Origin of the sequence: Limnospira sp. (assembly GCF_051859755.1) — a bacterium.
GTDB classification, from domain to species: Bacteria; Cyanobacteriota; Cyanobacteriia; order Cyanobacteriales; family Microcoleaceae; genus Limnospira; species Limnospira fusiformis.
Window position 1 is genome coordinate 1 of sequence record NZ_JBIMLI010000168.1, and the last position, 8,797, is coordinate 8,797.

Annotated in this window: 19 protein-coding genes; 9 read left to right on the forward strand and 10 right to left on the reverse strand. The window is 48.6% G+C overall.

The features are described 5' to 3' along the window. The 4 genes from ntrB to ACTIE0_RS20995 form a co-directional block, all read left to right on the forward strand. Window positions 1–1,004, forward strand: a 1,004-nt coding sequence (gene ntrB, locus ACTIE0_RS20980) for a nitrate ABC transporter permease (protein WP_439516972.1), incomplete at its 5' end; no start/stop codon positions are given. 64 nt (window positions 1,005–1,068) lie between these two features. Continuing rightward, window positions 1,069–3,081 (forward strand): ABC transporter ATP-binding/substrate-binding protein, encoded by a 2,013-nt coding sequence (locus ACTIE0_RS20985; protein WP_006669969.1) that lies wholly within the window; start codon window positions 1,069–1,071, stop codon window positions 3,079–3,081. A gap of 96 nt (window positions 3,082–3,177) precedes the next feature. Next, window positions 3,178–4,008 (forward strand): nitrate ABC transporter ATP-binding protein, encoded by an 831-nt coding sequence (locus tag ACTIE0_RS20990; RefSeq protein WP_006624709.1) that lies wholly within the window; start codon window positions 3,178–3,180, stop codon window positions 4,006–4,008. A gap of 33 nt (window positions 4,009–4,041) precedes the next feature. After that, the gene (locus ACTIE0_RS20995; protein ID WP_006624710.1) at window positions 4,042–4,248 is read left to right on the forward strand and encodes a hypothetical protein; all 207 of its coding nucleotides are present in this window, start codon (window positions 4,042–4,044) and stop codon (window positions 4,246–4,248) included. Here the strand turns inward: ACTIE0_RS20995 and ACTIE0_RS21000 are convergent. Further along, window positions 4,231–4,413 carry a hypothetical protein gene (locus ACTIE0_RS21000; protein WP_155839148.1) on the reverse strand — a complete coding sequence of 61 codons (183 nt, stop codon included), beginning with the start codon at window positions 4,411–4,413 and terminating at the stop codon, window positions 4,231–4,233. The two genes, ACTIE0_RS20995 and ACTIE0_RS21000, sit on opposite strands and share 18 nt — an antisense overlap. Window positions 4,414–4,535: 122 nt before the next feature. Between ACTIE0_RS21000 and ACTIE0_RS21005 the strand changes: the two genes are divergently transcribed. Both ACTIE0_RS21005 and vapC read left to right on the forward strand, forming a co-directional pair. Further along, window positions 4,536–4,748, forward strand: coding sequence for a type II toxin-antitoxin system VapB family antitoxin (locus ACTIE0_RS21005; RefSeq protein WP_006624713.1), 213 nt, complete (start codon window positions 4,536–4,538; stop codon window positions 4,746–4,748). Then, window positions 4,735–5,142, forward strand: coding sequence for a type II toxin-antitoxin system VapC family toxin (gene vapC / locus ACTIE0_RS21010; protein WP_006624714.1), 408 nt, complete (start codon window positions 4,735–4,737; stop codon window positions 5,140–5,142). The genes ACTIE0_RS21005 and vapC overlap by 14 nt, the downstream gene beginning before the upstream one ends. 221 nt (window positions 5,143–5,363) lie before the next feature. On the opposite strand, the gene ACTIE0_RS21015 is transcribed toward vapC, so the two are convergent. The 5 genes from ACTIE0_RS21015 to ACTIE0_RS21035 all read right to left on the reverse strand — a co-directional run bounded on the left by ACTIE0_RS21015 (window position 5,364) and on the right by ACTIE0_RS21035 (window position 7,005). Then, window positions 5,364–5,576, reverse strand: coding sequence for a hypothetical protein (locus ACTIE0_RS21015; RefSeq protein ID WP_006624715.1), 213 nt, complete (start codon window positions 5,574–5,576; stop codon window positions 5,364–5,366). A 220-nt stretch (window positions 5,577–5,796) separates the two neighbouring features. Further along, complete coding sequence (locus tag ACTIE0_RS21020) at window positions 5,797–6,003, reverse strand: hypothetical protein (protein WP_006624717.1); 207 nt, start codon at window positions 6,001–6,003, stop codon at window positions 5,797–5,799. A gap of 145 nt (window positions 6,004–6,148) precedes the next feature. Beyond that, window positions 6,149–6,532 (reverse strand): type II toxin-antitoxin system VapC family toxin, encoded by a 384-nt coding sequence (locus tag ACTIE0_RS21025; protein ID WP_006624719.1) that lies wholly within the window; start codon window positions 6,530–6,532, stop codon window positions 6,149–6,151. Further along, a complete protein-coding gene (locus ACTIE0_RS21030) occupies window positions 6,525–6,761 on the reverse strand; it encodes a hypothetical protein (RefSeq protein ID WP_006624720.1) in 237 nt (78 codons plus the stop codon). Before ACTIE0_RS21030 ends, ACTIE0_RS21025 begins: the two co-directional genes overlap by 8 nt. A 79-nt stretch (window positions 6,762–6,840) precedes the next feature. Beyond that, window positions 6,841–7,005: an NACHT C-terminal alpha/beta 1 domain-containing protein gene (locus ACTIE0_RS21035; RefSeq protein WP_396442561.1), complete on the reverse strand. Its 165-nt coding sequence runs from the start codon at window positions 7,003–7,005 to the stop codon at window positions 6,841–6,843. On the opposite strand from ACTIE0_RS21035, the gene ACTIE0_RS21040 reads away from it, so the two are divergent. The 3 genes from ACTIE0_RS21040 (at window position 6,932) to ACTIE0_RS21050 (ending at window position 7,906) form a co-directional block, all read left to right on the forward strand. Further along, window positions 6,932–7,168, forward strand: coding sequence for a hypothetical protein (locus ACTIE0_RS21040; protein ID WP_157234382.1), 237 nt, complete (start codon window positions 6,932–6,934; stop codon window positions 7,166–7,168). The two genes, ACTIE0_RS21035 and ACTIE0_RS21040, sit on opposite strands and share 74 nt — an antisense overlap. Window positions 7,169–7,334: 166 nt before the next feature. Next, window positions 7,335–7,568: a DUF433 domain-containing protein gene (locus ACTIE0_RS21045; RefSeq protein ID WP_006624722.1), complete on the forward strand. Its 234-nt coding sequence runs from the start codon at window positions 7,335–7,337 to the stop codon at window positions 7,566–7,568. Then, window positions 7,565–7,906: a DUF5615 family PIN-like protein gene (locus ACTIE0_RS21050; RefSeq protein ID WP_006669971.1), complete on the forward strand. Its 342-nt coding sequence runs from the start codon at window positions 7,565–7,567 to the stop codon at window positions 7,904–7,906. The genes ACTIE0_RS21045 and ACTIE0_RS21050 overlap by 4 nt, the downstream gene beginning before the upstream one ends. Here the strand turns inward: ACTIE0_RS21050 and ACTIE0_RS21055 are convergent. The 4 genes from ACTIE0_RS21055 to ACTIE0_RS21070 form a co-directional block, all read right to left on the reverse strand. Then, window positions 7,890–8,003 (reverse strand): NACHT C-terminal alpha/beta 1 domain-containing protein, encoded by a 114-nt coding sequence (locus tag ACTIE0_RS21055; RefSeq protein WP_396442562.1) that lies wholly within the window; start codon window positions 8,001–8,003, stop codon window positions 7,890–7,892. The two genes, ACTIE0_RS21050 and ACTIE0_RS21055, sit on opposite strands and share 17 nt — an antisense overlap. Before the next feature lie 31 nt (window positions 8,004–8,034). Further along, window positions 8,035–8,265: a hypothetical protein gene (locus ACTIE0_RS21060; RefSeq protein ID WP_006669972.1), complete on the reverse strand. Its 231-nt coding sequence runs from the start codon at window positions 8,263–8,265 to the stop codon at window positions 8,035–8,037. After that, entirely contained in the window at window positions 8,253–8,567 is a 315-nt protein-coding gene (locus ACTIE0_RS21065) for a hypothetical protein (RefSeq protein WP_006624725.1), read from the reverse strand. The genes ACTIE0_RS21060 and ACTIE0_RS21065 overlap by 13 nt, the downstream gene beginning before the upstream one ends. Before the next feature lie 89 nt (window positions 8,568–8,656). Further along, complete coding sequence (locus ACTIE0_RS21070) at window positions 8,657–8,785, reverse strand: NACHT C-terminal alpha/beta 1 domain-containing protein (RefSeq protein ID WP_439516973.1); 129 nt, start codon at window positions 8,783–8,785, stop codon at window positions 8,657–8,659. Window positions 8,786–8,797 lie beyond the last annotated feature (12 nt).

Genomic DNA, 8,797 nt, shown 5'->3' on the forward strand with positions numbered 1-8,797 from the left:
TACCCAGGGACTGGAACGGTGCTTTGGGAATCTTTCTAAAAGCTTTGCGGGATACCGCCTCTGTTACCTTAACCGGTAATAGTGCTATCGTCGCATTGTCAGGCAATAGCCGGATAAATGTCGCGTCAATGTATCAGTTCCCTGTCCCCTTCTCTCCTCATGAACCTATGACTTCTCCTACTTATCGCCGACGCCATAAATTTCAATTTTCCCCACAACGGTGGCTTAAAGCCGTTCTTAACAAGGGGAAAAAGCTGATTCCATCTGCGGTTGCTATTCTGATTTTCCTGGTTGTTTGGGAGGTGTTCACCGCTGTTTCCGATTCGACGTTGCCCGGTCCTATCCGCACAGTGTCAGAAACTTGGGAATTGATTATCGACCCGTTTTTTGACCACGGCGGCATTGATAAGGGGCTATTCTGGCAAATTTTGACGAGTTTGCAACGGGTGGCCTTGGGGTTCTCCCTCGCTGTGGTGGTGGGAGTCTCGTTAGGAGTTCTGATTGGTACGAACACTCTAATGTACCGTGCCTTAGACCCGATTTTTCAAATCTTGAGAACGATTCCCCCCTTGGCTTGGCTACCGATTTCCTTGGCAGGCTTTGAGCGAGCAAACCCTTCGGCTATTTTTGTGATTTTTATTACAGCAATTTGGCCGATTATTATCAATACAACTGAGGGAGTGCGGCAAATTCCTCAGGATTATAATAATGTGTCACGGGTGCTACGACTTGACCGCAAGACCTATTTCTTTAAAATCCTCTTCCCGGCAACGGTTCCCTATATTTTTACGGGACTCAAGATTGGGATTGGTCTGTCTTGGCTGGCAATTATCGCCGCCGAAATGTTGATTGGTGGTGTGGGTATTGGTTTCTTTATCTGGGATGCCTGGAACAGTTCTCGCATGAGTGACATTATCCTAGCGGTGATTTATGTCGGGGTCGTCGGCCTACTGCTGGATAAGTTTATTACCTTCTTGGCCAGTTTGGTGGTGTCTGAAGACTAAGCTCAATAATTAATTAGCTGTCTTCTGTTCTGATTTCGTTGTCCCCTACTCCTGCTTAAAGCCCATGTCTATTTTTGCTGAAGTTGACCATATTGAACGAGTCTTTAATCTCCCTAATGGAGGCACTTATGTTGCCTTGAGTAACATTGAACTCAAGATTCGTAAAGGTGAATTTATCTCCTTGGTGGGTCATTCGGGCTGTGGTAAATCAACCCTCTTAAACCTAATTGCCGGACTCGATAAACCTACCCGAGGGGGCATCATCCTAGAAGGTCGCCAGGTGACAGAGCCGGGACCCGATCGCATGGTGGTATTCCAAAACTATTCTCTGCTGCCCTGGCTAACGGTGCGAGAAAACATCGCCTTGGCGGTCGAATCCGTTATGGGCGATCGCCCCCGAGGAGAACAACGCGGTATCATTGAACATCACATTGACCTAGTGGGCTTACGTCATGCGGCCCATAAACGCCCCGCCCACCTCTCCGGGGGCATGAAACAGCGGGTTGCCATTGCCCGGTCGCTGGCTATCCGCCCCAAACTCCTCCTCCTGGACGAACCTTTTGGAGCCCTAGATGCCCTGACCCGAGGGGGACTGCAAGAACAACTGATGCGTATCTGCGAGGAAAGCCAAGTCACCTGTATCATGGTCACCCATGACGTGGACGAAGCCCTCCTCCTGAGCGATCGCATCGTCCTCCTCACCAACGGCCCCGCCTCATACATCGGGCAAATTCTCGATGTCCCCATCCCCAGGCCGCGCACCCATGTCTCGGTGGTCAAAGATCCCAACTACTACGGACTCCGCAACGAGATCGTCTATTTCCTCAACCAACAGCGACGGGCTAAGAAACGCCAAAGCCAACCCCAACCCATCGAAGTTCACGAAAACGGCTTAGAAAAAGTCAACCTCAACCTAGGCTTCATCCCCCTCACCGACTGCGCCCCCCTCGTGGTGGCTAAAGAACGGGGATTCTTCGCCAAACATGGCTTGACCCAAGTCACCCTCAGTCGCGAACTCAGTTGGAACGCGATCGAATCGGGCATTCGAGAGCAACGCCTCGACGCAGCCCAAATGGTTGCCGGAATGCCCCTCGGAATGACCATAGGCCGGGATAACCATACCCCCCTGCCCGTCATTACCGCCATGACCCTCTCTCGCAACGGCAACGCCATCACCTTCCATCGTCACTTCTACGAGGAAGGGGTGCGAACTCTCGCCGATCTCAAAGGCTTTATCGCCGCCCACCCCGACCGACGACTCACCCTGGGAGCCGTGCATCCCACCTCCATGCACAACCTCATCCTACGTTACTGGCTCGCCTCCGCTGACATCGACCCCGATCGCGACCTGGATATCGTCATCATTCCCCCCGCACAAATGGTCGCCAACCTCAAAGCCGGCAACATCGACGGCTACTGTGTCGGCGAACCCTGGAACTCCCGCGCCGTCCATGAAGGCATCGGTTTCGTCATGGTCACCGACCCGGAAATCTGGTCTGGCCATTGCGAAAAAGTCCTCGGAGTCCGGGAAGACTGGGCGCAAACTCACCCCAAAACCCATCTAGCCCTCATCCAAGCCCTCTTAGAAGCCTGCGACTACTGCGACGATATGCGTCATCGGGAAGAGGTTTTAGACCTCATCTGTCGTCCCGAATATGTCGGGTCCGACCCCATCTACACCCGTCCCGGCTTCATTGATGCCTACAACAAAGGCATCGGCGACCCCCAACCTATCCCCCGCTACAACCAGTTCTTCTGCGACAAAACCAACTGTCCCGATCGCACCGAAGCCCTGTGGATTCTCACCCAAATGGCCCGTTGGGGCATTACCCCCTTCCCCCGCAACTGGATTGAAGTCATTGATCGCGTCCGCCGTCTCGATATGTTCTCCCAAGCCGCCCAAGGCTTAAACATGATGGACATTGGCCGCGATCGCTATCCCATCATCCTCTTCGACGGGGCTATTTTCAACCCAGACGATCCCATCCATTACCTAGAACAACTACAAATCAAAACCAACCTAACCATCACAGAAATCGATCTCAACCCAGCCCCCCGAGAACTATCGGCCGCCTAACCCCAAAGAACCCACCCCTAAGCCATCCCTAGAGGACAACCGATCCCCCATTCCTCTTTCACCCCTGCTACCTACTGTCTATTTCCTTCTTACCCAATGCAAACTGTAACCAACTCCACCTCCCACACCTACACCACCAATGACTCTTATCTGGTCATTGATGGCCTTAGCAAAACCTATGCCACCCCAGAGGGGCCCTATCGAGTTCTCGACAACATCCAACTCACCGTCCGGGAAGGAGAATTCTTATGTCTGATTGGGCACTCCGGCTGTGGTAAATCGACCCTCCTGGATATGGTTTCCGGCTTCCGTCAACCCAGCGAAGGAGAAGTTCGCTTAGAAGGACGACGAATTAAAGAACCCGGGCCTGATCGCATGGTGGTCTTCCAAAACTATGCCCTCCTGCCCTGGCTAACCGCCTACGAGAATATCTTCCTGGCTGTCAACTCCGTCTTTCCCAAGCTCAAACAACGGGACAAAGTGGCGATCGTGCGAGAACATCTGGAACTGGTGGGCTTAACTGAGGCCGCCGACAAGAAGCCCAAAGAACTCTCCGGGGGAATGAAACAACGGGTATCCATCGCCAGAGCCTTAGCCCTTCGCCCCAAAGTTCTCATTCTCGATGAACCTTTCGGCGCTCTCGATCCCATCACCCGGGAAGAACTGCAAGAAGAACTGCTACAAATCTGGGCCGATCACAAAGTCACCGTACTCATGATTACCCATGATATCGACGAAGCCCTCTTCCTGGGCGATCGCCTGGTCATGATGACGAACGGCCCGGCCGCCCGCATTGGTGAAATCCTCGACTTACCCTTCCCTCGGCCGCGCGATCGCACCCGACTCATGGAACAGCCAGAATACTACGAGCTACGCAACGAAGCCCTAGACTTCCTCTATCGTCGTTACGCCCACGACGACACCTAAAGCCCAGAAGAATCCTTTACGCCTCTGGATGAAATGGTCACCACCCCCGTTTCTGAGGCACTTCTTGGCGGCTGGGGAATAATACGTTTGCGTCAGATTGTAACAGTTTCAGATATTCAAATCTCCCCTAACCAAGTTTCGATTCTCCCAGGTCAACGCCTAAGCGATCGCCTATATCAATCAGATTCCCTTGATTCGGCGGAAAGCCTTTTAACGGCGCTTTTAGGGGTTCTGAGGTGAGAAATCGTACTCTCCTAGGTCAACGCCGAAGCGATTCTCCTGCCCAGACGCTTCGCGATCGCTTTTGGGGTCGGTTTTGTCGGGGTGAAAATTCGCCGCCAAAGAGGATGGCACTGTGGGGGAGGAGGTGGGGCGCGTTTTAGGGTTTTGAGGTGGCGATCGCATTTCCGGCGGGGTCTTCCTCGGGACAAGTGATTTCCCAAATCAGGGGGACATTGAGTCAGAAAAATGTTAATATAAGTAAATCGGCACGACAATAAATCTGAACATAAAATCAACCACTAGCGATGAAAAAGTCCATCGAACTCAATGAAGAATTGGTGAAAGAAGCATTGCGCTTAACCAATATTCAGACAGAACAAGAATTAATTAACTTGGCTTTATCCGAGTTAGTCAAAAACCGCAAAAAACGAAATTTACTCGATTTGAGCGGACAGATTCAATTCTCAACAGATTACGACTATAAAGCCTTACGGTTAAACCGGAATGTTTTTGATTGATACATCAGTTTGGATTGCTGTTTTGCGAGACAAGACGGGTACGGTTGGTCAATCTTTATCAGAAATTATTAAGGAGCAACCCATTTTTTTGAGCCGATTTACTCAAATGGAACTGTTGCAAGGTTGCCGAGATGAACGGGAGTGGAGGTTATTAGAAACCTATCTGCAAGACCAAGACTATATCGAACCAACTCCTAATACTTGGGTGGCGGCTGCCCGAATTTATTACGATTTACAACGACAGGGATTAACGGTTAGAAGTAGTATTGATTGTTGTATTGCTCAACTGGCGATCGCACATCAGTTGATCTTAATTCATAATGACAGGGATTTTGAGACAATTGCAACGGCAACCAGCCTTAATAGTTTACGCTTTCGACCTGACAATAATTAATTATCAACTCTCCTCTAACCCTATTCTAACCTAAAAAATGCCAATCCTCAAATCTCCCCTAACCAGGTTTCGATTCTCCTAGGTCAACGCCGAAGCGATCGCCTATATCAGATTCCCTTGATTCGGCGGAAAGCCTTTTAATGGCGCTTCTAGGGGTTCGTCGGTGAGAAATCGTACTCTCCTAGGTCAACGCCGAAGCGATCACTTCTGGGGTGGGTTGATTAACGGTGACTCGGAGCGATCGCCTCAATTTGAGAACACCAAGAAAAGTCCTTGATGTTAAAAGTGTAGATTGTGGTAACATCATGGGCTAACATAATCCCAATGTGCAGTAAATCAAAAACACCTCCATTGCTTACAGGTCTTTCTGCCAATAAACCGATCCAACGTTCAAACAAATCCACCGGAGTTGAAAGTAGACAGATATGGGGCATCTGACAAATCCGGTTAATGCGGATAATTGCTTCCGTTGGCTGTAAAGGCGTGGCTAAAATAGCGGGATTAGTAATATAGGAGTAAAATTCCGCTCAAACCTGCGATGAGACACACAAAATTTCCCTTTCGGTGGGTCTAAATATTTCTAAAGCGGCTTGATGTTGAGGGGCTTTGGTATTAGCAACATAAGCGAGGATGTTCGTATCCAGATAAATTCGTTTAGCTTCCCCTGCCATAAAGCATCGTCCGATTAAAGGGCTGGAGAATTTCGCTGGCAAAAAACCAGGAATTCAAGTCTGATTCTGAGAGATTTTCTCGGGTTGATTGTTTCTGCTGTTGATTAATAGTTTTAAAAGTTTCTATCATCTTGTGAATTTGCTCGATTTGTTCTGGGGTGAGTCCGGTGATATCAAGAGTTTGAGTCATTTTTGAGTTGGGGGCTAGGGGTTGTTGACATTTTAGCTAATTTTGGCGCTAAGGGTCAAAAACCGGGTTTCTTGAATCATCAAACCTCCTCTAACCCGGTTTCAATGGCGGATATCAGATGAGGTTGATTGGGGGGAAACCCTTTTTACCGAATCACTCGAATTTCGAGGTTAAGATTTAACTGACTCCATTGGCGGTCTGCGGTAATCACGGGTTGATTGAGAACAAGACCCAGGGCTAGACAAGCGCGATCGCCTAGGGATAAGCCTAGAGGTTTAGTCATGGGTCGTAGCATACCCGCAATTTGAGCTTGCGGTTCATCAAAGGGAACAATTTTTAAGTTCAAGTCGGACAAAATTTGCAAAATCTCGGTTTCTGAGATGCCAATTTCGGCCAATTTAGCAATAACTTCCGATAAATTAATGGTGCTAATCGTTGCATTTTCAATCAAGTCTGTTATTTGTTCACTCCCGCTTTCTTGATTGAGAAATGCTAATATAGCAGAGGCATCCATGATGACATTACTCATGGATAGACTCGTGACGGCGTTCTTGAATCAGTTCCTCTGTTAGGTTGCGATTTTTCGCATATTTTTTGACTATTTTTTGAGCCTGGGTGAGGGGGCTGGTGGAGTCAGTTATTAGTGGGCGATCGCCTTGTTTCTGCTGTTGATTAATAGTTTTAAAAGTTTCTATCATCTTGTGAATTTGCTCGATTTGTTCTGGGGTGAGTCCGGTGATATCAAGAGTTTGAGTCATTTTTGAGTTGGGGGCTAGGGGTTGTTGACATTTTAGCTAATTTTGGTGCTAAGGGTCAGAAACCGGGTTTCTTGGCTGCTTAAATCTCCTCTAACCAGGTTTCGATCGCAGATATCAGATTCCGTTGATTGGGGGGAAAGCCTTTTAACGGCGCTTCTAGGGGTTCTGAGGTGAGAAATGCGATTCTCCTACGGAGACGCTTCGCGATCGCAATTACCCCCGTCAGTTTTTGGCAAAAGGCGATCGCTTCTGGCGTGGGTTTCGTCCGGGTGGAAATTCGCCGCCGAAGAGGATGGCACGGTGGGGGAGGAGGTGGGGCGCGTTTTAGGCTTTTGAGGTGGCGATCGCATTTCGGCGGGGTCTTCCTCGGGATAAGTGATTTCCCAAATCAGTTGGCGATCGGGTGAGGGCGATTTCCCCTTCGCGGGTTTGGTTAGCGAGGGGGTCGGCGTTGAGGCAATACAGGGACAGGTGTTGCAGGGATTCGCAGGTGAGCGCTGATTCGGAGAAAGAATTAAGGAGCGCGATCGGCTATAATTTATGAGGTGTAATCACACATTCAGCCTTAAAAATATGACTTCAACTCCTGAATTAATGAGCCGAATTACGCAAAATCCCGGTCAATGTGGGGGTCGTCCCTGTATTCGCGGGATGCGAATTAGAGTCACCGATATTTTAGAAATGTTAGCGGAAAATGTGAGCATTTCTGAAGTTTTAGAAGATTTTCCCGATTTAGAACTAGCAGATATTCAAGCCTGTCTGCTGTTTGCAGCAAGACGTACTGATTTTCCCAGACTCACCGCATGAAAATTTGGGTCGATGCTCAACTTCCGCCTACGTTGGCAAATTGGCTGACAGAAACCTTTGGTTTAGAAGCGAGTGCATTGCGGGATTTAGGCTTGCGGGATGCTCAAGATATCGAGATTCTTGCGGCAGCACGGGCTGAAAATGTGGTAATTATTACGAAAGACAGTGATTTCATCGACTTGGTATGTCGTTTAGGAACACCTCCTCAAATTTTGTGGCTAACTTGTGGCAATGTCACGAACCGCAATTTGCGACAATTGTTAATAGCAACTTTGCCGAATGCGTTAGAGCAATTGCAGCAAGGAGAAATGATTGTGGAAATTACGAATACTCCTTAATTTCCTCTAACCAGGTTTCGATCGCAGATATCAGATTCGCTTGATTGGGGGGAAAGCCTTTTAAGGGCGCTTCTGGGTTGTCGGAGAGGATGGTGATTTTCGCTTAGATTTGAGTTCAGTGGATTTTTTTAGGTTTTAACTAGGTTTTGTTGGCCGAGTTCCAGGGAGATGCCACTAATGCGATCGTCTCCAGGGCGATAGGATAACACTTCGATGCCAATAGGTTCATTGGTATCTCCATCTTTGAAAAGGATAATATCGTTCCCAAGTTCCGTAGCAATTTGGTTAGGGCGGGGAGATTGCCAAAAAATGGTTAAGAGTTCGGTTTCGGGTTCGTAAAAGACTTTTATTTGGGCCATAATTTTTCTCCTGTTTTGATTGCATCAGTTTGGTAAGCTGTAATCAAGTAACCCTCTCCATTTAAACGCCGCGCAACGGCAACCAGCCACCTTTTGGCTTTGAGGGTGCGATAAAATAGCAAGACATCAATATCGCGCTGACTTTGGTAAATGGCATCGGGTTGATTAAGGGTTTGCTGAATTTCAGTTTCATAATGGGTAATATCGGGATGCTTGATAAGCAGTGTTTGCCAGTAGCTTTCGGTGGTGCGGACGGTGAACCCTAGGGGAGTAGAAACAATAAATTTAACAATTGATTCCATGTTTTAGCTGAAGGCTAGGGTTTGCTGATATTTTAGCGAATTTGAGAACTTGGGGTGAGGGTTCAGAAACCGGGTTTCTTGGTGGCTGCTTAAATCTCCCCTAACCAAGTTTCGATCGCAGATATCAGATTCCGTTGATTGGGGGGAAAGCCTTTTAACGGCGCTTCTAGGGGGTCGTCGGCGAGAAATCGTACTCTCCTACCCAGACGCTTCGCGATCGCTTTTAGGGT